Source organism: Glutamicibacter sp. NPDC090743 (assembly GCF_044769125.1).
Taxonomy (GTDB): domain Bacteria; phylum Actinomycetota; class Actinomycetes; order Actinomycetales; family Micrococcaceae; genus Glutamicibacter.
In genome coordinates this window covers 279,412-302,057 of record NZ_JBIVXE010000006.1, presented here as the reverse complement: position 1 = coordinate 302,057, position 22,646 = coordinate 279,412, and the positions used below count along the sequence as shown (strand labels likewise).

Sequence of the window (22,646 nt, the reverse complement as noted above, 5' to 3'; positions counted from 1 at the left end):
CCCGTGCAGGATTCGGCTAGCGCTCCGAGGCGAGTCGGTAGCCGAATCCGCGTACCGTCTCAAAACGTTCCGAGCCGAGCTTGTTGCGCAGGTAGCGGACATACACATCCACCACGTTGGATCCTGGATCGAAATCATAGCCCCAGACCCGGGAAAGCAATTGCTCGCGGCTGAGCACTTGGCCGGGGTTGCGCAAGAAGGCTTCGGCCAAGGCGAATTCACGCGCGGAAAGGTCGACTTCGCGCTCATTGACCGTCACCCGGCGGCGCAGCAGGTCCATGATCAGGTCTTCGTGGGCCAGCGAGGAAACTTCAGGTGCATTGTCCTCGGCGCGCAGGCGCAAGCGCACCCGCGCCAGCAACTCATCGAAGTGGAATGGCTTGGCCATGTAGTCGTCGGCGCCGTTCTGCAGGCCGGCTACTGTGTCTTCCACGCTGCCGCGTGCGGTCAAGATGATCACCGGCGTATCGATCTGCGCGGCGCGCAGACGCCGCAATACCGAGAAGCCGTCCTCATCTGGCAGGCCGAGGTCGAGGATGATCAGCTCATGGTCACCGTCAATGGCCTGGGTGAAGCCATCATGCCCGGTTTCTGCGATGGATGAGGTCAATCCCGCAGCACGCAGCCCCTTGGCTACGAACGAACTGATTCGCGGTTCATCTTCAATGATCAGTATCTGGCTCATGCTTCCTTGCTTCCAGTCGTCAACGGCATGTCAATGTAGAACGTCGAACCCTTGCCATGTTCCGAGCTCACCCAAACGCGTCCGCCGTGGGTCTCCGCTATGGCCTGCACGATGTTCAGCCCCAGGCCGGACCCCGAAGAACGAACAGAGTTCTGGCCCCGTCCAAAGCGCTCGAAAATACGTTCAAGATCTTCAGCCTGGATGCCCACGCCCGCATCGGATACCCACCAGCGCAAGGTGGTGTTGCCATGCCCATCGCGCACGATCTCGTTGCCCAAGCCGATGCGGCTATCCGCAGCAGAGAACTTCACCGCGTTGGCGCAGAGCTGCAGCATGGCTTGGGTGGTCCGGATCGGGTCGAGAGCAACGGTGGCCTCGGTGCGGTAGTCCACGCGCCACTGGCGCGGCCCCAGGCCGCGGGCTTTGTCGAGGATGTCGTCAAGCAGCTTGCCGACTTCTGCCGGCTCCACCTGGAGAAAATCCGTGCGGTTGGACTTTGCCAGGGTGACTAGGTCATTGATGAGCAAGGACATGCGCCCGAGCTCGTCCATGGCGATATCGCGGCTCTGGGCAACGTCGTCCGGATCGTTGGGATCCATCAATTCCAGATGCCCGTTGATGATAGTCACCGGCGTGCGCAGTTCGTGCCCGACATCATCGAGCAGCTGGCGCTGGGAGCTGAGCGCGCCTTCAAGGCGATCCAGCATTTCGTTGACGGTGACCGTCAATTCGGCGAATTCGTCATTTCCGGAAACTTCAATGCGCTGGGATACGTCGGTCTCCGAGATCTGCTGCGCGGTAGTTTGCAGGCGGCGGATCGGGTCGAGCATTCGGCCAACCACAAGCCAGGCGGCCAGCGCGGCCACGAGCATGACCGAGGCGCCGACGGCACCATAGATCATGAAGTTGCGGTCGTTGGCGATGGCCTCGGCAGAGTAGTCGTAGGCCAGCACGAACGCGCCATGCTCGTGGTCTGCAGGGAGGCTAACCGGAACAACGACGGCGCGGTAGGTCGTGATGTCCGTGTCGACAGTTCCCAAGCGGATATGGTTGGCGTCCTGGACGCTTCTGGCCCATTCGAGGAATTCCGGATCATCTTCCAGGCGGGTGTTGACGATATCCGGTGCGGTCCAACGCACCTCGTCACCAACCAGGGAGAGCATGCCCTGCTTCGGGGAGGGCAGGGTGCGCTGCATTGCTATGTAGAGCAAGTCTTCAGCGTGCTTGAAGCGTTCCATGGTTCGCGGATCGACACCAGTATCGGTGAGAACTTCGAATTCCTTGACGGTGCGGGTCAATGACTCGTCGAGGCGTTCATTCAGTTCGTGGCGTTGAACCGCAAAGCTCGCGGTACCCGCTGCCAGCAAGGCCAGGCCTACCAGGAGCATCATGCCGGTCAGGACCCGTGCTCGGATGGACCAGCGGCGTTCTGGCGCTCTAGTCATCGTCGCCGTCATCGTCGTAGTCGTCGTAATCGTCATCGTCGTCGTCATCATTGTCGTACTGGGTGCCCGAGGGAGGCAGCGGAACGACGGTCTTCCTTGGCGGTGCCGGTGCTGGAGGTTTCGGCTTGGGCTTCGGTGTCGGGGTAGCGCTAGGCTTAGGCTTTTCCGAGGTTTTCGGCTTGGCGGAGGTGCTCGAGCTGGAAGACGGCTTTTGGGATCCAGTCGCTGGGGCAGAAGGCGAGGAGGAGGGACTGTTGGGGGTGCCGCTCGTCGGAGACGGAGTTGCTTCTTCGAAGATGAACCCTTCCCCGAGGTCCTGGTCCGCCGGACCTTCCAAGGCTTGGCTGATTCCGAAAGCGCCAAGAAACACGACTGCGATTACAGCGATTGTCGCAAAGACGCGGCGCAAAGCTTCCTTTCCCATGTTTTTCATTGTGGCTGAAATAAATGAGATATAGATGAGAGACGCCGTTAGATGACAAAAAGCCTGTCTCGGCTAAGCCAGGTGCTCGAAGATAATTACCGTCTGGGTGGATGAGAACGCGCGGTTGGAGCCCAAGTGCGCGGCCACGAATGCCCGTAGGTCTTCGATGCTTCGGGTAGCCACCCGAACCAGCAAATCCGGCGAGCCGCCAAGAACGAAGACTTCCTTGACCTCGGCGAGCTCTTTGAGCTGATGCGCCGAGGAGAGCAAGCGGTCTCGGGCTGTGGACGAGACCACAATAGAGATCATGGCGTTGACGGCCACGCCAAGAAGTTGCTCATTGATCGCAGCATGGTAGCCGGTGATCACCCCCGCCTTGGAGAGGGCTTTCACCCGGCCCAAGCAGGTGGACGGCGCCAGGCCGACTTTTGCAGCCAGGACGTTATTGGCAATTCGAGCATCCTTGCTCAGCTCGGCGAGAATGGACAAATCCGCTTCGTCTACACGAACAGGATTCGGCTTGGCGTCGCCTTGAACTGTCCATAATGAACCTGCCACGGTTGATCAACTCAATTCTTTGGGAAAGTTCAGATTTAGTCGCACTATATCGAATCTGATTCTACGATGGAAACACCATGGAGAACGGAAGTTCTCCCGCTTTGATCTTGGCTGAACAGGAGATCCAATGACCACGGAACTGACCCGAGAGACCCTTGCCCAGTTGGACGCGACAGACCCGCTGGTGGCCTTTGGCGACCGCTTCAACCTCCCGGAAGGCGTCATCTACCTCGATGGCAACTCATTGGGCGCGTTGCCGAAGGGTGCGGCCGAACGTGCCGCCCAGGTGGTGACCGAAGAATGGGGCCAGGGCCTGATCCGTTCCTGGAACACCGCCGGCTGGTTCGAGATGCCGCTGAAGCTCGGCGACAAGCTGGGGCGGCTGCTGGGCGCGAACCCCAGCGAAACCGCGATCACCGATACCACCACACTGAATCTGTTCAAGGCCTTGGCATCGGCACTGCGCACGCAGAAGGCTGATGCCCCGCAGCGCCGGGTGATTCTCACCGAACGCGACAACTTCCCAACAGATATCTATATCGCCGAGGGATTGGCTGATCTGGTCAACTCGCTCTCGCAGGAAACAGGTGTGGCCTATGAAGTGAAGCTCATCGATGGCGAGGCGTCGCTGCGCGCTGCACTGGACGAGACTGTCGCCGTGGTTGCCCTGTCGCACGTGAACTACCGCACCGGTTCCATGTGGGACATGGACGAGACCACCGCAGCAATCCACGGCTCCGGAGCCCTGGTGGTCTGGGACTTGGCCCATGCCGCGGGTGCAGTGCCGATTGACCTGAATGCCGCAGATGCAGACTACGCCGTGGGCTGCACCTACAAGTACCTCAACGGCGGCCCGGGTTCTCCGGCTTTCATCTGGGTCAATGCCCGCCACCATGAACGTTTCTGGCAGCCGCTGTCCGGCTGGTGGTCGCACAAGTCGCCCTTCGAGATGGCTGGCAGCTACACTCCAGCAAATGACATTCGCCGCTTCATGTGCGGTACCCAGCCGGTTACTTCGCTGGCCATGATCGAGGTCGGCCTGGATATCGCGCTGGAAGCGGACATGGACAAGGTGCGCGCCAACTCGCTGGAGCTGGTGGACCTGTTCATCGAGCTGGTTGAAACCCGCTGCGCCGGCTACGGCCTGGAACTGGTGACTCCACGCGAACATGCTGCTCGCGGCAGCCACGTCAGCTTCCGCCATGAGCATGGGTACGAAATCATCGCTGCGCTCATTGACCAGGGCGTTATCGGGGACTACCGCGAACCGGAAGTCCTGCGCTTTGGCATCACCCCGCTGTACCTGACGCGTACCGATATCTGGGACGCCGTGGAGAAGCTGCGTGAAATTCTGCACACCAATGCCTGGCAGCGCGAAGAGTACGCCGTGCGTAATGCCGTGACATAACGCAAATTCCGCCGCTTTCGGGTCTTGGTGCGCCGAAGCCGGCGAATCTGCGCGAGAGTAACCTTAACAACAGCACGGCATTTTCGATGCCGTGCTGTTCGCATAGGTCTAAAGGGAGCATCGTTGGGCAAGCAGCCGGTACGCGCCACTGAATTCGGTTCGGGTTTGAAGAAGTCGCTGACTCCTGGGCAGATGTCCATGATCGCGCTGGGCAGTGCCATCGGCACCGGTCTTTTCGCGGGCAGCAAGCTCGCCATCGCCATGGCCGGTCCCTCGGTGATCATCAGCTACCTCATTGGCGGGGTCGTCGCCTTGCTGGTCATGGGCGCATTGGCGGAAATGACCGTCAAGCAGCCGGTGGCCGGTTCCTTCGGGGTCTACGCCGAACGCTATCTTGGACGTTTCGCCGGGTACCTGACCAAGTACCTGTACTGGTCTGCGCTGATCTTCGCCGTGGGCACCGAAGTCAGCGCGGTAGGCGAGTACATGCAGTACTGGTTCCCCGAGATTCCAGGGCTGGTTTGGGTCCTTGTCTTCTCGGCCGCGCTTTTGGGCGTGAACTTCTCCAGCGTGAAGATCTTCGGAACCACCGAATACTGGTTCTCCGCGATCAAGGTCTTCGCGGTGGTCGCGTTCATCATCATTGCCCTCTGGCTGGTGTTCCACGACCCCAGCGACCAATACGGGTTCCATAACTACTCGGCCGAAGGCGGCTTCTTCTCCAAGGGCCTGTTCGGCATGTGGACCGCTGTCGTCGTGGCGATCTTCTCCTACATGGGCATCGAGGCGATCTCCATTGCCGCCGCAGAAGCAAAGAACCCCAAGATTGCCGTACGCAAGGCCTTCAAGGTCTCCTTCCTGCGCTTGCTGCTCTTCTACGTGTTCACCATGGCCCTGATCCTCGCGGTGGCGCCCACCAGCGAACTGCTGGCCGGCGGATCGCCATTTGTCACTGTGATGTCCCAGATGGGTATCCCGTTCGCCGATTCGGTACTGAACTTCGTGCTCATCATTGCCGCGCTCTCGGCCATGAACGCCCAGCTCTATGCGGCAACCCGCATGCTGCATTCGCTGGCTGATTCCGGGCACGCGCCGCGCCTGGCACACCGGACCAACAGCGCGGGCGCTCCTATCCACGCGGTGTGGATGTCTGCCGGAGGCATCGCCGTGGCAGCACTGGTCTACGCGCTGGTTCCGGAGGGAGGCTTCGGCATCATGATGTCGCTGGCTACCTTCGGTGCCCTGGCGACGTGGTTCATGATCCTGGTGACCCACGTGTCCTTCCGCCGCCAGGTGCGCCTGGACCGGGCCGTCCTGGAGTACAAGCTGCCAGGCTACCCGGCCGCGTCGATTCTCGGCTCGGTACTGCTCGCCGGCCTGCTGGTGACCTCGTTCTTCGTGCCGGAATTCAAGTACACCCTGATCTTCGGTGTTCCCTTCGTCATCGTGATGTCGGTGCTCTACAGGCTGGTTTTCGCCGGCAAGAAACAGCCTGCGGTGAAATAGCAGGGCAATCGTCCGCGGCGCCGGTTCGCTGGCGATCCGCGGCGCGGGCACTAAGATCTTAAGGGGCCTGCCAGTTGGCAGGCACCGCAACTTTCGAGGAGCAATGGTGGCCAAGCTGTATTTCCGCTACGGAGCGATGAACTCGGGCAAATCCACGAGCTTGCTGCAGGCTGCCTTCAACTACGAAGAACGCGGCCAGCGTATCCTGCTGGCCAAGCCGGGGGTTGACACCAAGGGCGAGAAATCAATCGTTTCCCGCCTGGGAATCGAACGCGAAGTCGACTTCAGCGTGGGGCCGGAAGAGAACCTTCGGGAGAAGTTCGCGGCCCATTGCCTCGGCGATGACCCTGATGCCTTGCTGCCGCATGTGGATGCGCCGCCGGTAGCCTGCCTGCTGGTCGACGAAGTTCAATTCCTCTCCCGCACCCAGGTCGATGATCTTCTGCGCATTGCCGTGCTCGATGATGTCCCGGTGCTCGCCTACGGTATCCGTACCGACTTCCGCACCCGTGCCTTCCCGGGCTCGGCACGCTTGATGGAACTGGCGCACTCACTTGAAGAGCTGAAGACCATCTGCCGCTGCGGGCGCAAGGCCATGTTCAATACCCGCCGATCGGGTGACCACATTGTTTTTGATGGAGACCAGGTCGCTATCGACGGTGAAGAGGTCTGGTACGAGTCGCTGTGCGCTGCCTGCTATCTGGAAGCCTCCGGCGGCAAGCTGAGCTAGCTCGGTAGCCTTTCGGACCGGAAGCCTCGCGCCGGCCGAAAGCCGCCGGAGGCCGGTCCACCCAGTGGCGGCCAGCCGGGTAAGGCGCTGGCCGCGGCCCATTCGGCGTTTTCGCTGCGGGTCAGAGTATCGCTGTAGCTTCGATCTCCACGAGAACTGCTGGCTCGTACAGTTGGGCCACGGCGATCAACGATGCAGGCGGCATCGGAAGCTGCAACCCGATTTCCTCCGCGACGGATTCGACTCCTTGCATGAACTCCGATATTTTGCTGGTTTCCCAGTCGGTTACGTATACGGTCAGCCTGACGACGTCTTGGAACCCCGCCCCTGCCGAGTTCAAGCCTGCGGAAACGTTGCGTAGCGCCTGCGCCACCTGGCCAGCCAAATCGTCGGGGATCCTGGAGCCGTCGGGCATGTGGGCTACCTGTCCGGCGATGTGGATATGCCGCGTGCCGGATCCCACCGCTACGTGGTGGTAGGGAGTTCCGGGGAGCATCCCGGCGGGGCTTGAATAATTCACTGGCATGGAATTCTCCTTCAGTAGTTCGCTGCTGGATGCAGGTATAAAACTTATACTTGGTCTACAAAAGCAACTGCAACGAAACTAGGTGCAATGGAAGAAACCTCCGAATCGCCGCTGGGCATATCGGCTTCCCACCGCGAACTGCTCGACCAGGTCTTGGACAAGTGGTCTTTGCATGTCTTGAGCCAGCTTTGCGAATCACCCAAGCGATTCAACGAGCTGCGGCGAGCCGTTCCGGGAGTGAGCCAGAAGTCCTTGACCAATACGCTGCGCCGGCTGGAGCGAAATGGCGTCATCGACCGCAGGGTAGTGCGCTCCCGTCCGGTAGCAGTCGAGTACCGTGTTGCGCCGATAGGCAAGACCATGCGCGCACCGATCGATGCGCTCCTCGACTGGACAGTGAGCCATATGCCCGATATCGAACAAGCGCGGGAACGATACGACCAGTTCGAAGAACAGAACGGCGATGGCTCATTCCAGGAAGAACCTCCAGAATGAAGATTCATCCCGCTGGCCCTGCCTCCGGCGCATCGGGATCTCTCGAAGGCGCGGTACCGAAGGCCACGGATTCGAATATTCATCGACACCGATTCATGCCGGACAGCTAGAGGGCGCAAAACCCATTGCGGAAGGAATCGCCTGCTTGCGGCCGCAGGCAAATACCAGGGATTCCTGGAGGGAGTCGTGAACAAGGAATTGATGCATGATGCGATCGAGAAAGGGCGTGCAGCCGAAGCTGTTGCCATGGCAGTGCTCCACGACCCTGGCATGCTGGTCGAAGAGCTCGACAACCACCGGATCACGCAGGACGCCCAACCATACTGGGACTTCGCGCAGGAATGGATCGCTGCCGCTCGGGTGCTCGACAAGCCCAGCTGCTTATCGACTCGGTGCAGGAAGCGAAGAACTACCTGGCAAGTTTGATTGAGGACGTCTCGGTCCTGAGCGATAACCCGGAAGCTGCCTTGGCCAAGAAGGAAGTTCGAGAATTGACCGCTAGCGCGCGGGAGCTGGCAGAGTTGGGAATTCCCGGCGCGAGGCGTTAGCCGATGAGGCCGGCAACGGCCCGCTGCAGGCCCCAGTCGAAGCCATCAGCCAGTGGTGCGTCGACATCGAGCTGCACGAGGTTTTGGCGGTGGGCAACCGAGCCGAGCACGTGGTTCAGCAAAAGCTGCTGGCCATGGCGGGCATTTTCGGCAGGTAGCCCCGCTGCTTCCAGCAGGGTGCGAAGCTGCAGCACCGGCTGGAGCTCGGTGGCCTGCATCGCGGTGGCGACTTCGATGACCTCGGGGCTGTCCTGGATCGGCAGCAATGCGAGGTAGAGCTTGCGTGCCAGCTGCAGGATCGCCTCGGATGGGGAGTTGTAGTCCTCGGCAGCCACCGACAGCGCAGGGGTGTTCAGCAGCTGGGCGGCAACCTGCGCCAGCAGCTCCTGCTTGTTCTTCACATGCCAGTAGAGCGCACCGACCTGGACATCGAGTTCCTTGGCCAATCGGCGCATCGACAAATCAGCCAACCCGAACTGTTGCAGGATGCCGACCGCGGTGTCCACGACCGTTAACTGAGTCAATGCCATGGTGACAAGTCTAGTCGCAACGCCTGTGCGCGCTTAGGCTCCAAACACCGTGCGGTCCAGGAAGTCGTTGCGGAACTTGCCGGACGGATCCAGGCGCTGCGCCAATGCAATGAAGTCGTTGAACTTCGGATACAGCCCGGCCAGCTGCGCGCAGGTGGCTGCGAAGAGCTTGCCCCAATGCGGGCGTGCCGCAAAAGGTGCCAGTGCTTCCTCGATCCGTGGAAGGAGCGCCTCGACAGCCTCCTGCCGGGGCTTCCAGGTGAAGTGCAGGGCGATGCCGTCACGGCCGTAGTTTCCACTGAGCCACAGGTCATCGGCGGCAATGGTGCGCACTTCCGAGACCAGCAGCAGGGGAGTGATGGCGGCCGAAAGGCTGCGGATAGCCTGGATCGCTTCTACCGCGTGCTCGCGCGGGACCAGGTATTCGGTCTGCAATTCATCGCCGGCGCTGGGGGTGAAGTCCATGCGGAAATGCGCCAAGCGATCCGACCATGAACCCGCCTGGCCCAACTGGATGCTGCAGATCCCGCCATCGGCGCCGGGCAGCGGGTGCAGCGCAGCGGTCGCCGGGAACCCGCCGAATCGGCCCTGGTCAATATGCTCTGCCAGCGCGTCGCCGACCCGGCGCTTGAGCCAGGCCTGGCCTACCTGCTCGCCGCTCCAGTCAGTGAACAGGCTGACGCTGTAGGCCGAAGCCTGAATGGTGTCGAATTCCTCGAGCACCTTGTCCCAGGACAGGTCCTGGTAGACGGTCTGCTCCACCTCGAAGCTGGGCCCGATATCCAAGGTGAGGTGGGTCAGCACGCCCAGCGCACCCAGGCCGACCACGATGCCATTGAAATCCTCGTCGCCGCGCTTCACGCTCAGCTGCGAGCCATCGGCCAGCACCAGTTCCACCGCGCGCACGGCGGTGGCGAGGTTGCCATGGGTTTCGCCAGAACCGTGGGTTCCCGTGGATACCGCCCCGGCAACCGAGATATGCGGCAGGGAGGCGAGATTGTGCAGGGCATAGCCGGCGCGTTGCAGTGCATCAGCCAGGGCACCGTAGGCGGTGCCGGCGCTGACGCGCACGGCCATGGCCTGCTCATCAATCTCGATGGCTTCTGGCATCTTGGCCAGAGAGATCATCAGCTCCTCGGTATCGGCGATGTCATTGAAGGAATGACGCGATCCCAGGACCTTCACGGATTTTGCAGCACGCACCAGGTTCCGCAACTGTGCAAGGCTGGTGGGGTAGACCAGTTCTTTGGCCCGGTATTCAAGATTTCCGGCCCAGTTCAGTTCCCTGTTGCGCAGTTCCACGGCTATTCCCTACTTGTCGAGCCACTGGCTGGAAACCAGTGCGCGGTAGCGTTCCAGTACCTGCGGGGCCGGTTCCATCGCCGGGACTTGGGCAGTGCCCTGTGCCCAGTGGGGGAATTCTCCGGCCAGTACGCCGGCCGCCTGGCGGGCGGCTCCATCGGCCACGTATTCGCCCGGGGCGGGGACCAGGATTGGCAAGCCCAGGATCTGTGCGGCGATCTGCTGGACCGCGCGGGACTGCGCGCCACCGCCGACCAGGATGACGCGCTGGGCTTGGACGCCTTGCGCTTCCAGTGCGCGCAGGCCGTCGGCCAGCGAGCAAACTACCGCTTCCACCGCGCTGCGGGCCAGATTCGCGGCGGTGTAGTTGGCTCGGGTAATGCCATGCAGCGAGCCGGTGGCCTCTGGCAGGTTAGGGGTGCGCTCGCCGTCGAAGTAGGGCAGCAAGGCCAGGCCGTCGCAGCCCGGGGCGGCGGACAGCGCCAGGTCATTGAATTCTTCGAGGCTGGCCTGCAGCAGGCTGGCAGTGGCGTCGAAGATGCGGGTGGCGTTCAGGGTGCATACCAACGGCAGGTAGTTGCCGGTAGCGTCGGCGAAGCCTGCCACCAGGCCGGAAGCATCTGCCGAGGGGGAATCGGCAACCGCGAAGACAGTGCCGGAGGTGCCCAGGGACATCACCGCATCGCCCACCTTGGCGCCTACGCCCAATCCGGCTGCGGCGTTATCGCCCGCGCCGGCACCGATCAATGCGCCAGACGCGGTGCGGCCAATGGATTCCAGCGGCCCTGCAACGGCTGGCAGCAGCGGGGCGTGGCCCAGGTGCTGCTCCAGCGCCTCGAGGTCGTAGGCGTTTTCGGCGGGACGGTAGTATCCGGTGCCCGAGGCATCGGAGCGATCGGTGCGCAGCGCGGCCAAGCCTTCGGCGCCGCTGCCCGGACCGTAACCGGCCAGTCGCCAGGACAGCCAGTCGTGCGGCAAGCAGACGGCGGCGACCTTGGCGGCGTTTTCCGGTTCGTTGTCCTTCAGCCAGCGCAGCTTGGTCAGCGTGATCGAGGAGACCGGGAGGGTGCCGGTGCGCTGTGCCCAGTACTTGGCACCGGCTTCCATATCGCCGTCACCGGCATCGGAAATGATGTCGGTGGCGGACTGGGCGCTGCGGGTGTCATTCCACAGCAGCGCCGGACGGATGACGGTGCCCGATTCATCGAGCACCACCATGCCGTGCTGCTGCCCACCCACCGAAACTGCGGCTACATCATCCAGGCCGCCGGCCTGGGCGATAGCAGCCTGCATCGCAGTGAACCAGAACTCTGGATCCACTTCGGTGCCCTCAGGGTGCGAGGCACGTCCGGAGCGGATCAATGCGCCGGTTGCGGCGTCGCGGATGACCACCTTGCATGATTGGGTGGACGAGTCGATGCCGGCAACGAGCGTCATTGTTCGGGCTGCTTCCTTCGGTGGGGTGGGTATGCGGGGTTTAGCGGGCGTTGAGCAGGTGCTCGATAGCCAGCTGGTTCAGGCGGATGAACGCGAAGTTGCGCTGCGCCGCGGCGTTGGCGTCGAAGTCGGCGAAGCTTGCCGCATCGTTCATCAGCTGCGCTGCGGTTTCGCCAGCGTTCAGGGTGGTTTCGCCCAGTTCGAAGACACCGGAAAGCTTCATGGCTTCCTGTACTTCTGGATCTGCGCGGAATGCCTGTGCGCGATCCTTGAGCATCAGGTACATGGACATGTTGGCCTTGGCCGAGTCCCAGACGCCATCGTAGCCGTCGGTGCGCGATGGCTTGTAGTCGAAGTGGCGTGGGCCGTCGTACTTCGGTCCGCCGGTTGGGAAGCCGTTCTCCAGCAGGTCAACGGTGAAGAAGGCGCTGGTCAGATCGCCGTGGCCGAAGACGAGGTCCTGGTCGTACTTGATGCCGCGCTGGCCGTTGAGGTCGATGTGGAAGAGCTTGCCTGCCCACAGCGCCTGGGCGATGCCATGGGTGAAGTTCAGGCCAGCCATCTGCTCGTGGCCGGTTTCCGGGTTCAGGCCAACGATGTCGCCGTGTTCCAGCTTCTCGATGAAAGCCAGGCCGTGGCCAACGGTGGGCAGGAAGATGTCGCCACGTGGTTCGTTTGGCTTCGGCTCCAGCGCGATGCGCAGGTTGTAGCCCTTGTCCTTGATGTAGCCGGCCGCGGTGTCCACGCTTTCGCCCATGCGGTCCAGTGCTGCTGCCAGGTCCTTGGAGCCATCGTATTCGGAGCCTTCGCGGCCGCCCCACATGACGAAGGTTTCGGCGCCCATCTCGGCTGCCAGGTCGATGTTGTGCAGGACCTTGGCCAGTGCGAAGCGGCGGATCGAGCGGTCGTTGGAGGTGAAGCCGCCGTCCTTGAACACCGGGTGGCTGAACAGGTTGGTGGTCACCATAGGGACCTTCAGGCCGGTTTCTTCCAGTGCTGCACGGAAGTCCGAAAGGATCTGCTCGCGCTGGGAAGCGGTGGCGTCAAAAGGAACCAGGTCATTGTCGTGGAAGGTGATGCCGTAGGCGCCGAGTTCGGCGAGCTTGTGGACGGCTTCTACCGGGTCCAGGTTCTTGCGGGTGGCGACACCGAACGGATCGGCACCGGTCCATCCCACGGTCCACAGTCCAAAAGTGAAGCGGTCGGCGGCGGTTGGCTGAAGAGTCATGGGATGCATCCTTGGATCGGGGTGGTATGGCTTCCGCCATTTAGTTTATGTCCTGAACTATATGGGTGGCAATACGCTAGAGTCAATAGCGAAACCCGCAAATCCATTCCAGGAATTTCCACAAGGAGAAGGCATGCGCCAACCAGCGTCCAGCGCCCGAGCCGCAGCATCCTCGGCCCCGGGCAATGTCGGGGACGTGCGCAAAGCCAACTTGGCCAGGGTCCTGTCGGTGATTGCCGGCACCGGCGATGCCGGGAGGCTATCGCGAGCTGATATCGCCCAGCGCAGCCAATTGACCAAGGCCTCGGTCTCCAGCTTGGTCGCCGACCTGTTGGTTGCCGGGTTGGCCATTGAAATCGGCGTGCACCGCGACGGGGAGCGCGGACGGCCCTCGGTGGGGCTGGTGCTCAATCCCGCGCGCTGCGTGATGGGCATGGAAATCAACGTCGACTACATTGCCGCCGGATTAGTTGACCTGAGCGGCAAACTGCTGGCGCACGAAATCCGGCCGCGCACCAATCACCGCTCGAACTCCGGAGAAGTGCTCGCCGCGCTGGGGGAACTGAGCCGCAATCTGCAAGAAGCGGCCCAATCCCAAGGACTGGCGATTCTTGGCGGAGCGCTCGCCGTCCCGGGCTTGGTGGACGAGGAGCAATTCACCGTCTTGCAGGCCCCTAACCTCGGTTGGGAGGGACAGGACCTGGACGTCGCGGCGCTGCTGCCCGAACCCAAAACCCGCTTCAGGCTCTTTAACGAAGCCAACGCCTCGGCGCTGGCCCAGCAGCAATTGATGGAGGCCCAGGACCGCGACTTCCTCTTTGTCTCGGGGGAAGTGGGCATTGGCGGCGGATTGATCATCGACGCTGAACTCTTTGTCGGACCCCAGGGGCATGCCGGCGAACTCGGGCATGTGGTGATCGCCCCCGATGGCAAGGCGTGCAGCTGCGGCGGGCGTGGCTGCTTGGAAACCGTCGCCGGGCAGGAAGCTATTCTGGCCGCTGCCAACCTCGGGGCGGTTGCCGATAGCGAATCGCGCCAGGAGCGAATTGGCCGGCTCTACCAAGCGCTGGAAACCGGTGCCGAACCGGCAGTGGGCGCGGTGGCCGAGGCCGGAAAATCCTTGGGAATTGCCGTAGCCTCGGCCATGCGCCTGTACAACGTTTCCACCGTGGTCTTTGGCGGGCATTTTGCCGCCCTGGAGCAGTGGTTGCGTCCTGCCATGGAAGCCAGCCTGCAGGTGCACGCGCCGAGCATCGCCGCCCAAGCGCGGCTGCTGTGCTCGCCGCTGGGCCAAACCGGTGCGCTGGTCGGCGCCGCGCGCAGCGTAGTGGGAGACCTGCTGGAGGCCCCGCATCAGCTGGTTGGCTGAGGCTTGCTGACCGGTTGCTGCAGCTCGGTCACCCAATCCGCTTGGTTTTCCGACACGGCGCGCACATAGGCTTCGCGGCACGGACCGGATGGGACTAGCCCGCGGGCCAAGACTTCCTCGTGCACGGCCTGCCAGCTTTCATGGATGGTGTCCATGGCTCCCAGGTGCACCCCGCAGATCGCCTCGGGCACTGCAGGAAGCTCGATGATCTCGACCCCGGCGAGGTTCATAGCGCTAGTGGCGTATCCGGCAATGACCTCTACGCCATCCTCGGTGCCATCGTATTGCGCAATGGGGGTGGCAAGGCTCTGGCCCTGAAGGGACTGCGCGATTCTGTCGAAGAGGGGACCGACGCGACCGGCGATTTCAGGTTGCTCGGCCACCGTGAAACGGCCTGCGGCCAAGCGCACCGCGGGCAATGGCTTGTGGATGATTTCAATACGTGACATGTGCTTCTCCTTGGAGATCAAGTGCAGGCGCCGCTGCACATCTGCCAAGCGCTGCGTGGCCAACTGGTGTTCGGCCTCAACCTGCGCCCGGCGAATGTGCAGAAGCTCGGCTATTTTTCCAGCTGTTGCTCCCTGATCCAGGATTATGGAAATCTCTTCGAGCCCGAACCCCAAATCCCGCAAGGCGACGATTTGATGCAAGCGCTGAAGCTGGGAAGGATCATAGGAGCGGTAGCCGCTGAACGGGGCCACATGGGCGGGGGTGAGCAGGCCGGCAGTATCCCAATGCCGCAGCATGCGGTGGGTAACCTGGCCGATCTGCGCAAACGCCCCGATGGATAACATGCTTCAGTTCTCCGCCCTCACACTGTGTCAGGGTCAAGTCTGCGCGAGAAACTCGTTGATATCCATGATTAACCCCGACTTCGTGACGTGCAACTCGAGATTCGCTAATCGTTTCGGTAAACTTTGGTCGTAAGAGCCCCTAACTCTTGCAACGGACCTCCGGGTTTCAGTGAGCAGGACAGGGGCATATTTTTTGCCCGGCACCGTGCCGGGACGGCGCTAAGCACGCCGTAACCACTGCTTTTTGCAAGGGGGAGGATCCCATGCCAGCAATCGTGATCGTCGGAGCCCAATGGGGCGATGAGGGTAAAGGAAAGGCTACCGACCTGCTCGGTGGCAAGGTTGACTATGTAGTGAAGCCAAACGGCGGCAACAACGCCGGGCACACCGTGGTCGTCGGCGGAGAGAAGTACGAGCTTAAGCTCCTTCCTGCCGGCATCCTTTCCCCGAACGCCACTCCGATTATCGGCAATGGCTGCGTGGTGAACCTTGAAGCCCTCTTCGAAGAAATCGACGGCCTGGAATCGCGCGGCGCCGACACCTCGAAGCTGCGTGTCTCGGCCAACGCGCATCTGGTGGCCCCGTACCACCAGACCATGGACAAGGTCACCGAGCGCTTCCTGGGCAAGCGTGCCATTGGCACCACCGGACGCGGCATCGGCCCGGCCTACATGGATAAGGTCGGGCGCTTGGGCATCCGCGTACAGGACGTCTTCGACGAGTCCATCCTGCGCCAGAAGGTCGAAGGCGCACTGCGCCAGAAGAACGAGCTGCTGGTCAAGATCTACAACCGCCGCAGCGTCGAGGTCGAGGAAATCGTCTCGTACTTCCTCTCCTACGCCGAGCGCCTGCGCCCGCTGGTCATCGACTCCACCTACGAGCTGAACAAGGCTCTGGACGAGGACAAGGTCGTGCTGATGGAAGGCGGCCAGGCCACCTTCCTGGACGTGGACCACGGTACCTACCCATTCGTGACGTCCTCCAACCCGACTGCTGGTGGCGCGTCGGTGGGTTCGGGCATCGGCCCGACCCGCATCACCCGCTCCATCGGCATCATCAAGGCCTACACCACCCGCGTGGGTGCTGGTCCGTTCCCTACCGAGCTGTTCGACGACATGGGCCTCTACCTGCAGAAGACCGGTGGCGAATTCGGCGTAAACACCGGACGCCCGCGTCGTTGCGGTTGGTACGACGCCGTGCTGGCTCGCCACGCTTCGCGCGTGAACGGCTTCACCGACTACTTCGTCACCAAGCTGGATGTGCTCACCAACATCGAGCAGATCCCGGTATGCGTGGCCTACGACGTTGACGGCGTGCGCCACGACGAAATGCCGATGACGCAGACCGAGTTCCACCACGCGAAGCCGATCTTCGAGTACTTCCCGGGCTGGACCGAGGACATCTCGGGTGCGCAGAGCATGGAAGAGCTTCCGGAGAACGCAAGGAACTACATCCTGGCCCTGGAGAAGATCTCCGGCACCCGGATCTCCGCCATCGGCGTGGGACCGGACCGCGATCAGACCATCGTGCGCCACGATCTGATCCAGGACTAGGTTCCCGGGACTTAGGAGCTATCGCAGTTCATCAATGAATGAACTGCGATAGCTCCTTTTTCGTGTGCGCGGCCCTGAGCCGAGCAGGTGACCAGCTTCTGTCACGTCAAGCGGAATTCCTAGGATTGAAAAGCGCATGGTCGTAGTGACGTACATGCGCAACCAACACGTGAACGTATCAAGGCGGAAGCCGAATGCCAGAAGAGGCTACTTTCAGCGCAGTCATTATCAGAAACGATGCGGACAGGTTCCGGCAGTCGGCAAACGAGGTGCGGCATCTTTCATATTCCCTAATGGAAAGCCGGAGCCAGACGAATCTGCTATCGATGCGACCATGCGAGAAGTCAGTGAGGAATGAGCCAGGTGGCAACCCCCTAGTGGTTATGTGCTTGGCGGGATGAGCCGGTCGATGCGCTCTCTGGTGTCAGCGGCAACGTCGAGGAACATGAGGGTGAACCAGCCTTCTGCGCGTGATTTTCGATGAGCTCCGGGAGCGCATCCAGCATTGCCTTCAGGGTAGTGCGTATTTTCCTGGCGGCAATTTTCGCAGGGACACCCCAAGAGGCCGCTTCGTCCATCTAGTGCCTGCCGTTGACCTCGTCGATGTGCACGCCGGTGCCTACGCACAGGGACAGCTTTCGGTCGGCGTGCTCCCATACGGCAGTGGGGACCACATCGTAGGCCGGAGCCAGTCGCATGGTTCCGCGGTCGATGGTCAGCCCGATGTTCCCAGCGTGCATGTCGCAGTTTCCCAAGGCCAGGTTCACGGTCAGGTATTTGAGCAGCCGTGGTCGGTGATGGTGGCCGTGTGCACCCCGTCGTCAGGTGATGAAAAGTTTGAGCATCAGCGACACAGCGGCAATGAAGGGTTTCAACTTTGCGGGAACGATAAAGATGCCCAGATTCCAACGCTGCAAAACTGGCGTTTGCAAGTTCCTGTGCGGCAAAGAGGGCCCTACTGAAATGTGGCCTCAGAATTTCATAGCCCACTTGGAGTCCTGCGCAGTCAATTCTGCGGCGCCGAATATCGAGGAGCAAAACGATCCCCGTGCTCAGTAGTGATCACGGCTGAGCAACACTGAGCCCGAGGCTCGAATACAAGGGTTCGCTTCGATGTTGCTTACTGGCCTAGTACGTTGGCTCCTGTGCAGTAGTGCTGGCCGGAGTGTCGTGGGTCTTGCCGGCAACTCGCAGGTTCCAGTGCTCGATCACCTGCCGGTTAGTGGGCTTGGTCAACAGCGAAACAGCAATGAACGCTACTGCCGAAGCGATCAGGCCGTAGTAGATCGGCTCATTGGCGTAGACGCCATCGAACTTGTTCTCAGCCTGGATCTCCAAGATGATCATCGTGCCCAAAGTGGCTATTGATCCTGCCGCCATGGAGGCTGTGGCACCAGTGCCGTTGCCGCGCTTCCACAGCAGGCCGCCGATGATTGCCACCAGCAATCCGCCCACCAGGATGTCGTAGGCAATGGTCAGTGCTGCGACCACGTCGTCCACCAGGATTGCCAAGGTGACCGTGACGACGCCCAGCGCCATCACCCAGATGCGGTTGGCGCGAACATCATGCTCGGGGTTCTCATCGGTATTCACTTCCACGCGCTTGCCGAACCAGCTGGCCGCAAATGGGGTGACATCGGTGCGGGCCACGGTTGCGGCGGCGATCAGCGCCCCGGAGGCGGTGGACATCATCGCGGCCACGGCTGCGGCCATGACCAAACCTCCCACCGCAACTGGCAGCAGCTGAGTGGCGACCTCGGCATAAACCACGTCCTTGTTCTCCGCCGCGCCCGCGATATTCGGCAGCGCCACCTTTGCGGCCATGCCAATCAGTGCGCCGGCAGCTCCGTAGAAGATGCAGTAGATGCCGGCGGTCATCCCGCCCCAGCGGGCGACCTTCGGGGTTTTGGCGGTGAAGACGCGCTGCCAGATGTCCTGGCCGATCAGCAGGCCCAGGGTGTAGACCACGAAGTAGGTGATGATCGACTGCAGCCCCATGCCGGTGAAGCTGAAGAATTCGGCGCCCATGCGCTCGCGGATGCCATCCAGGCCGCCGGCGGCATGCATGGAGAAGGGCAGCATCAGGGCGAAGATGCCGATGGTCTTGATGATGAACTGCACCTGGTCGGCCAGGGTGATGGACCACATGCCGCCGATAGTGGAGTAGATGACTACGATGGCGCCGCCGATGGCGATGGCCAGCCATTTCTCCCAGCCGAAGAGCACCACGAAAATGGTGGCGTAGGCGCTGGTTGAGGTGGCGCAGAGCATCAGCGTGTAGGCCAGCATGACGATGCCGGAGGTATTGGTTGCCGCCGCGCTGCCGTAGCGCAGGGTCAGCATCTGCGAAACGGTGAAGACCTTGAGCTTCTGCAGCGTCGGGGCGAAAGCCAGCGACAGCAGGATCACGCCTGCGCCAATAGCCACCACGAGCCACATGCCGGAGATCCCGTGCTTGTAGCCCAGGCCAACGCCGCCCACGGTCGAGGCTCCGCCGAGCACCACCGCCGCCATGGTTCCGGTGTAGAGGAAGGGGCCCAGGCGCCGGCCGGCCACCAGATAGTCGCTGCTGTTCTTGGTGCGGGATTTGCCCCACCAGCCAAAGGCCAGCATTGCGGCCAGGTAGGCGGCGACAATCGCGCCGTTGATGAATTCCATGGAGAACCTCGATGTCCGGATAAAAGCAGCGCTTACCTTAAGTAAACTTTTGTTGCATCACAGGCTACTAGCGCTGGCGCTGCCGATCAATGGAAATCGCGAACATTGCCCACCGCACTGCTCTGGCCAGCCGCAATGTGACGAAGCAAACCGTTCCATTCAGTGAAACTTTCTAGACATTTTGCACTCAAATATGATTCACATACGGCATCGTGTCACATATGCGTAGCATTCGATCGGCAATGTGTGCAATCGCAGCTTGTTTAGTACTGTTTCACGTTGACGCAGCGTTGCATCATTGGCCAGCAGGGCCGTTTTCTCCGCCGTTGCGTCAGACGATTTCTCGAAACCAGAAAGACGCCTAGAAGATGAGTGAAAATGGTCAGGGCCTGACAAAGAAGTCGGCCGGACACGTCATTGTCGACACGCTTGCCGCGCACGGCGTGGAACGCGCCTACGTGGTGCCGGGTGAAAGCTACCTGGATGTCCTTGATGGGCTGCACAACTCGCCAATCGAAACCGTGGTCTGCCGCCACGAAGGCGGAGCCACCTACATGGCCGAAGCCGAAGGCAAGATGCACCAGCGCCCCGGCATTGCCATGGTGACCCGTGGCCCGGGGGCTGCCAACGCCCACGTCGGCCTGCATACCGCATGGCAGGATTCGACCCCGCTGGTGCTGTTCGTGGGCCTGATCCCGTTCGAGCACCGTGAAAAGGAAGCCTTCCAGGAATTCGATCCCAAGGCATGGTTCGGCACCGGCGCCAAGCGCGTGATGATCCTGGACCACGCCGATCGCGCCAGCGAAGTCGTCGCCGAGGCCATGTTCGCTGCCATGTCCGGACGCCCGGGCCCGGTGGTCGTCGGCCTGCCAGAAGACATCATCCGCAACGAAGTTTCCGCCGAAGTCCATCCGGAAATCCCGGTGGCTACCGGCGGCATGACCGTGACCGACTGGAAGGCGCTGAATACTGCCTTGCAGGAAGCGGATAAGCCGCTGTTCATTTTCGGCGGCAACGACTGGTCCCACGAAGGCGCAGCGGACTTCACCCGTTGGCTCGAGGAACACGACCTGCCAGCCGCTGCCGAATGGCGTTGCGAGGGTACCGTGCCTTTCAACTCGCCATCCTATGTTGGCCCGATCGGCTACGGCCGCCCCAAGCCGACCTATGACCTGCTGGAAGAGACTGATCTGCTGATCTTCGTCGGCACGGTTCCAGGCGACGTCATCACCGACGGCTTCAATGTCCGCCAGAACTGGGACAAGAAGAACTTCCTGGTCACCATCGACCCGTCGCTGCGCGGACGTTCCGGCCCGGTATCGCACCAGATTGTCGCCAAGCCCGATGTCTTCGTTCGCGACCTGCTGCTGATGGATTTGCCGGTCAAGGAATCCTGGAAGGAGTGGACTTCCCGGATGCGCGGCGAGCAGGAGAAGTTCGCCGAACTTCCACCAGCGCAGCCTTCCGCGGGCCAGGCGAGGATGGCGACCATGATGGCTAATCTGGTTGGATCCCTGCCCGAAGACGCCCTGGTGACCTTCGGCGCCGGCGAGCACACCAACTGGGCCCACCGCTACTTCCCAACCAACGGCTACGCTTCGATGCTCTCGGCACGCAACGGTTCCATGGGCTACTCGATTCCTTCCGCCGTCGCCGCTTCGCTGAACTACCCGGGGCGCCGCGTGGTGACCATCGCAGGTGACGGCGAGTTCTTGATGAATGGCCAGGAGCTGGCTACCGCTGCCCAGTACGGCGCCACCCCGCTGGTGATCGTCATGGACAACCAGCAGTACGGCACCATCCGCACCCACCAGGAACGCCAGTACCCGGAACGGGTTTCCGGAACCCAGTTGGCCAACCCCGACTTCGCGCTGATGGCGCAGTCCTTCGGCGGGTTCGGCGTCCGCGTCGAGAATGATTCAGATGTCCCGGCTGCCCTGGAAAATGCGCTGAAGGCCATTGACGAAAACAAGAAATTCGCGTTGATCCATTTGGTGGTAGAGCAGGGAGTCAAGGCCTACTAGGCACTGGGTGCGCTCAGCGAACAGTCGGGTCTGCGACGTATAATTCCAGCGGGTGTCGTTTCTAGCGATACCCGCTGGATGCTTTAACCAGCAGAGGCAACAGACCGAGACCTTCAACCGTGGAGCGGCCCTAGAATGAACGATGCCCTTATTGCTAGCCTTCTCCGGGCCGTAGAAGCAGCGCCGGACGACCATGCCCTGCGATTGCACTTGGCTGAACAGCTCGATGGTGCCGGTCGATCCGCCGAAGCGCTGTCCCATGTCAGCATCGTGCTGCAGCAGGATGCGGGGAACGCGTCCGCGCTGGGAAGGCTTGGAACGATCAGCGCGTCGATGGCCGCAGCGATGGCCCCGCAGGCGCCCGTCGAACCCGCAGCGGATGCCGCGCCGGCTGGAAACCAGCAGAACGATACGCCACCAGGCTACGACTGGGAAGCGGGTTCCAAGGAACTCGGCAGTTCGCTGCCGGCGCCCTTTATTGAAGGACGGGTCCCACTGCGCTCAGATGCGGGGTCAGATGCCCCGGAAGCTCCCATCGAGAACCCGGCCGGAACGGGTGTCACCCTGGATGATGTGGGTGGCTTGCAGGCGGTCAAGGACCGCCTGGACGAATCCTTCCTGGCACCGATGCGCAACGCCGCAATTGCCAAGGCTTTTGGCAAATCATTGCGCGGCGGGCTGCTGCTGTATGGGCCACCGGGATGCGGCAAGACTTTCCTGGCTCGCGCGGTGGCCGGTGAGCTGAAAGCCAATTTCATGTCTGTCACCATTACCGATGTGGTTGACTCCTACATCGGTGAAACGGAAAAGCGGCTCAAGGCGATTTTCGACCGGGCCCGCAAGAATGCTCCAACGGTTCTCTTCATCGATGAGATTGATGCCATCGGCATCCGCCGCGGTTCGCTGACTGGATCGGGCGCGTGGATGCGCCAGATGGTCAATCAGCTGCTGATCGAGATGGATTCGCTTGCGGGAAACAACGATGGCCTTTACGTTCTGGGGGCTACCAACCACCCATGGGATCTGGACGAAGCACTGCTGCGTCCAGGCCGGTTGGACCGGACCCTGCTGGTGACTCCGCCGGACGCGCCGGCACGTGAGTCCATTTTGCGGTACCACTTGAAGAACCGCCCGATTGCCGGAATCGACCTGGAATGGATTGCGGCACAGACCGACGGGTTCTCGGGTGCGGACCTGGAGCACGTATGCACCACTGCCGCCGAGAAGGCAATGATGCAATCCATCGAGCGCAACGAGGTTCTCCCCTTGGACATGAGCCATATCAGAACTGCCCTGGCGGAAATCAAGGCGTCGACTTTGCCGTGGCTGGAATCCGCGCGAAATGTGGTGCGCTTCAGCAACCAGCATGGCCGCTACGATGATTTATCCGAGTATCTGGTTTCGCAGAACATGCTCTAGAAAGCAC

20 protein-coding genes and 1 pseudogene are annotated in these 22,646 nt (G+C 61.7%); 9 read left to right on the top strand and 12 right to left on the bottom strand.

All coding sequences use genetic code 11. The features are described from left to right. Positions 1-16: 16 nt before the first annotated feature. From ACIQTS_RS14420 to ACIQTS_RS14405, 4 genes are all read right to left on the bottom strand, one after another. Entirely contained in the window at positions 17-685 is a 669-nt protein-coding gene (locus ACIQTS_RS14420) for a response regulator transcription factor (protein WP_402473734.1), read from the bottom strand. Further along, on the bottom strand, positions 682-2,130 hold the full coding sequence (locus ACIQTS_RS14415) for a sensor histidine kinase (protein WP_402473733.1): 1,449 nt from the start codon (positions 2,128-2,130) through the stop codon (positions 682-684). Before ACIQTS_RS14415 ends, ACIQTS_RS14420 begins: the two co-directional genes overlap by 4 nt. After that, positions 2,123-2,554 (bottom strand): hypothetical protein, encoded by a 432-nt coding sequence (locus tag ACIQTS_RS14410; protein WP_402473732.1) that lies wholly within the window; start codon positions 2,552-2,554, stop codon positions 2,123-2,125. The genes ACIQTS_RS14415 and ACIQTS_RS14410 overlap by 8 nt, the downstream gene beginning before the upstream one ends. A 72-nt stretch (positions 2,555-2,626) precedes the next feature. Next, on the bottom strand, positions 2,627-3,112 hold the full coding sequence (locus tag ACIQTS_RS14405; RefSeq protein WP_105662647.1) for an Lrp/AsnC family transcriptional regulator: 486 nt from the start codon (positions 3,110-3,112) through the stop codon (positions 2,627-2,629). A 127-nt stretch (positions 3,113-3,239) separates the two neighbouring features. On the opposite strand from ACIQTS_RS14405, the gene kynU reads away from it, so the two are divergent. The 3 genes from kynU to ACIQTS_RS14390 all read left to right on the top strand — a co-directional run bounded on the left by kynU (position 3,240) and on the right by ACIQTS_RS14390 (position 6,756). Next, positions 3,240-4,520 carry a kynureninase gene (kynU, locus tag ACIQTS_RS14400; RefSeq protein ID WP_105662646.1) on the top strand — a complete coding sequence of 427 codons (1,281 nt, stop codon included), beginning with the start codon at positions 3,240-3,242 and terminating at the stop codon, positions 4,518-4,520. 123 nt (positions 4,521-4,643) lie between these two features. Then, positions 4,644-6,026 (top strand): amino acid permease, encoded by a 1,383-nt coding sequence (locus tag ACIQTS_RS14395; protein WP_402473731.1) that lies wholly within the window; start codon positions 4,644-4,646, stop codon positions 6,024-6,026. Positions 6,027-6,132: 106 nt separating this feature from the next. After that, positions 6,133-6,756 carry a thymidine kinase gene (locus tag ACIQTS_RS14390; RefSeq protein ID WP_105658007.1) on the top strand — a complete coding sequence of 208 codons (624 nt, stop codon included), beginning with the start codon at positions 6,133-6,135 and terminating at the stop codon, positions 6,754-6,756. A gap of 121 nt (positions 6,757-6,877) precedes the next feature. Here the strand turns inward: ACIQTS_RS14390 and ACIQTS_RS14385 are convergent, their stop codons facing one another. Beyond that, a complete protein-coding gene (locus ACIQTS_RS14385; RefSeq protein WP_133834957.1) occupies positions 6,878-7,282 on the bottom strand; it encodes a RidA family protein in 405 nt (134 codons plus the stop codon). An 87-nt stretch (positions 7,283-7,369) separates the two neighbouring features. Here ACIQTS_RS14385 and ACIQTS_RS14380 point away from each other — a divergent pair, with 87 nt between their 5' ends. Together ACIQTS_RS14380 and ACIQTS_RS14375 are read left to right on the top strand one after the other, a co-directional pair. Next, positions 7,370-7,777, top strand: coding sequence for a winged helix-turn-helix transcriptional regulator (locus ACIQTS_RS14380; RefSeq protein ID WP_402473730.1), 408 nt, complete (start codon positions 7,370-7,372; stop codon positions 7,775-7,777). 341 nt (positions 7,778-8,118) lie between these two features. Then, a complete protein-coding gene (locus tag ACIQTS_RS14375; RefSeq protein WP_400291062.1) occupies positions 8,119-8,325 on the top strand; it encodes a hypothetical protein in 207 nt (68 codons plus the stop codon). Here ACIQTS_RS14375 and ACIQTS_RS14370 read toward each other — a convergent pair. The 4 genes from ACIQTS_RS14370 to xylA are packed head-to-tail and all read right to left on the bottom strand — an operon-like array spanning position 8,322 to position 12,822. Beyond that, entirely contained in the window at positions 8,322-8,855 is a 534-nt protein-coding gene (locus ACIQTS_RS14370; protein ID WP_402473729.1) for a TetR/AcrR family transcriptional regulator, read from the bottom strand. The two genes, ACIQTS_RS14375 and ACIQTS_RS14370, sit on opposite strands and share 4 nt — an antisense overlap. Positions 8,856-8,888: 33 nt before the next feature. Further along, the gene (locus tag ACIQTS_RS14365) at positions 8,889-10,157 is read right to left on the bottom strand and encodes an FAD-binding protein (protein ID WP_402473728.1); all 1,269 of its coding nucleotides are present in this window, start codon (positions 10,155-10,157) and stop codon (positions 8,889-8,891) included. Positions 10,158-10,166: 9 nt separating this feature from the next. Continuing rightward, positions 10,167-11,594 (bottom strand): xylulokinase, encoded by a 1,428-nt coding sequence (gene xylB, locus ACIQTS_RS14360; protein ID WP_400291068.1) that lies wholly within the window; start codon positions 11,592-11,594, stop codon positions 10,167-10,169. 40 nt (positions 11,595-11,634) lie between these two features. Next, on the bottom strand, positions 11,635-12,822 hold the full coding sequence (gene xylA, locus ACIQTS_RS14355; protein WP_402473727.1) for a xylose isomerase: 1,188 nt from the start codon (positions 12,820-12,822) through the stop codon (positions 11,635-11,637). Between the two features lie 133 nt (positions 12,823-12,955). On the opposite strand from xylA, the gene ACIQTS_RS14350 reads away from it, so the two are divergent. Beyond that, on the top strand, positions 12,956-14,191 hold the full coding sequence (locus ACIQTS_RS14350) for an ROK family protein (RefSeq protein WP_402473726.1): 1,236 nt from the start codon (positions 12,956-12,958) through the stop codon (positions 14,189-14,191). On the opposite strand, the gene ACIQTS_RS14345 is transcribed toward ACIQTS_RS14350, so the two are convergent. After that, a complete protein-coding gene (locus ACIQTS_RS14345) occupies positions 14,176-14,985 on the bottom strand; it encodes a MerR family transcriptional regulator (protein WP_400291074.1) in 810 nt (269 codons plus the stop codon). The genes ACIQTS_RS14350 and ACIQTS_RS14345 overlap by 16 nt on opposite strands. 263 nt (positions 14,986-15,248) lie before the next feature. On the opposite strand from ACIQTS_RS14345, the gene ACIQTS_RS14340 reads away from it, so the two are divergent. Beyond that, positions 15,249-16,538, top strand: coding sequence for an adenylosuccinate synthase (locus ACIQTS_RS14340; RefSeq protein ID WP_388024618.1), 1,290 nt, complete (start codon positions 15,249-15,251; stop codon positions 16,536-16,538). A gap of 578 nt (positions 16,539-17,116) precedes the next feature. Here ACIQTS_RS14340 and ACIQTS_RS14335 read toward each other — a convergent pair. After that, positions 17,117-17,329 (bottom strand): annotated as a pseudogene (locus ACIQTS_RS14335) (HipA domain-containing protein); the annotation flags it as partial. Positions 17,330-17,666: 337 nt separating this feature from the next. Next, on the bottom strand, positions 17,667-19,196 hold the full coding sequence (locus ACIQTS_RS14330; RefSeq protein WP_402473725.1) for a sodium:solute symporter: 1,530 nt from the start codon (positions 19,194-19,196) through the stop codon (positions 17,667-17,669). A 368-nt stretch (positions 19,197-19,564) separates the two neighbouring features. Here ACIQTS_RS14330 and ACIQTS_RS14325 point away from each other — a divergent pair, with 368 nt between their 5' ends. Together ACIQTS_RS14325 and ACIQTS_RS14320 are read left to right on the top strand one after the other, a co-directional pair. Then, complete coding sequence (locus ACIQTS_RS14325; RefSeq protein ID WP_105657924.1) at positions 19,565-21,220, top strand: thiamine pyrophosphate-dependent enzyme; 1,656 nt, start codon at positions 19,565-19,567, stop codon at positions 21,218-21,220. Between the two features lie 135 nt (positions 21,221-21,355). After that, entirely contained in the window at positions 21,356-22,639 is a 1,284-nt protein-coding gene (locus ACIQTS_RS14320; protein WP_402473724.1) for an AAA family ATPase, read from the top strand. Positions 22,640-22,646 lie beyond the last annotated feature (7 nt).

Bases quoted from the DNA above. Each gene is read 5' to 3' on its own strand.
- ACIQTS_RS14375 (WP_400291062.1), top strand. From the start codon at position 8,119: ATGGATCGCTGCCGCTCGGGTGCTCGACAAGCCCAGCTGCTTATCGAC.
- ACIQTS_RS14420 (WP_402473734.1), bottom strand. From the start codon at position 685: ATGAGCCAGATACTGATCATTGAAGATGAACCGCGAATCAGTTCGTTC.
- kynU (WP_105662646.1), top strand. From the start codon at position 3,240: ATGACCACGGAACTGACCCGAGAGACCCTTGCCCAGTTGGACGCGACA.
- ACIQTS_RS14385 (WP_133834957.1), bottom strand. From the start codon at position 7,282: ATGCCAGTGAATTATTCAAGCCCCGCCGGGATGCTCCCCGGAACTCCC.
- ACIQTS_RS14415 (WP_402473733.1), bottom strand. From the start codon at position 2,130: ATGACTAGAGCGCCAGAACGCCGCTGGTCCATCCGAGCACGGGTCCTG.
- ACIQTS_RS14330 (WP_402473725.1), bottom strand. From the start codon at position 19,196: ATGGAATTCATCAACGGCGCGATTGTCGCCGCCTACCTGGCCGCAATG.
- ACIQTS_RS14320 (WP_402473724.1), top strand. From the start codon at position 21,356: ATGAACGATGCCCTTATTGCTAGCCTTCTCCGGGCCGTAGAAGCAGCG.
- ACIQTS_RS14370 (WP_402473729.1), bottom strand. From the start codon at position 8,855: ATGGCATTGACTCAGTTAACGGTCGTGGACACCGCGGTCGGCATCCTG.
- xylA (WP_402473727.1), bottom strand. From the start codon at position 12,822: ATGACTCTTCAGCCAACCGCCGCCGACCGCTTCACTTTTGGACTGTGG.
- ACIQTS_RS14410 (WP_402473732.1), bottom strand. From the start codon at position 2,554: ATGGGAAAGGAAGCTTTGCGCCGCGTCTTTGCGACAATCGCTGTAATC.
- ACIQTS_RS14345 (WP_400291074.1), bottom strand. From the start codon at position 14,985: ATGTTATCCATCGGGGCGTTTGCGCAGATCGGCCAGGTTACCCACCGC.
- ACIQTS_RS14325 (WP_105657924.1), top strand. From the start codon at position 19,565: ATGAGTGAAAATGGTCAGGGCCTGACAAAGAAGTCGGCCGGACACGTC.
- ACIQTS_RS14380 (WP_402473730.1), top strand. From the start codon at position 7,370: ATGGAAGAAACCTCCGAATCGCCGCTGGGCATATCGGCTTCCCACCGC.
- ACIQTS_RS14340 (WP_388024618.1), top strand. From the start codon at position 15,249: ATGCCAGCAATCGTGATCGTCGGAGCCCAATGGGGCGATGAGGGTAAA.
- ACIQTS_RS14350 (WP_402473726.1), top strand. From the start codon at position 12,956: ATGCGCCAACCAGCGTCCAGCGCCCGAGCCGCAGCATCCTCGGCCCCG.
- xylB (WP_400291068.1), bottom strand. From the start codon at position 11,594: ATGACGCTCGTTGCCGGCATCGACTCGTCCACCCAATCATGCAAGGTG.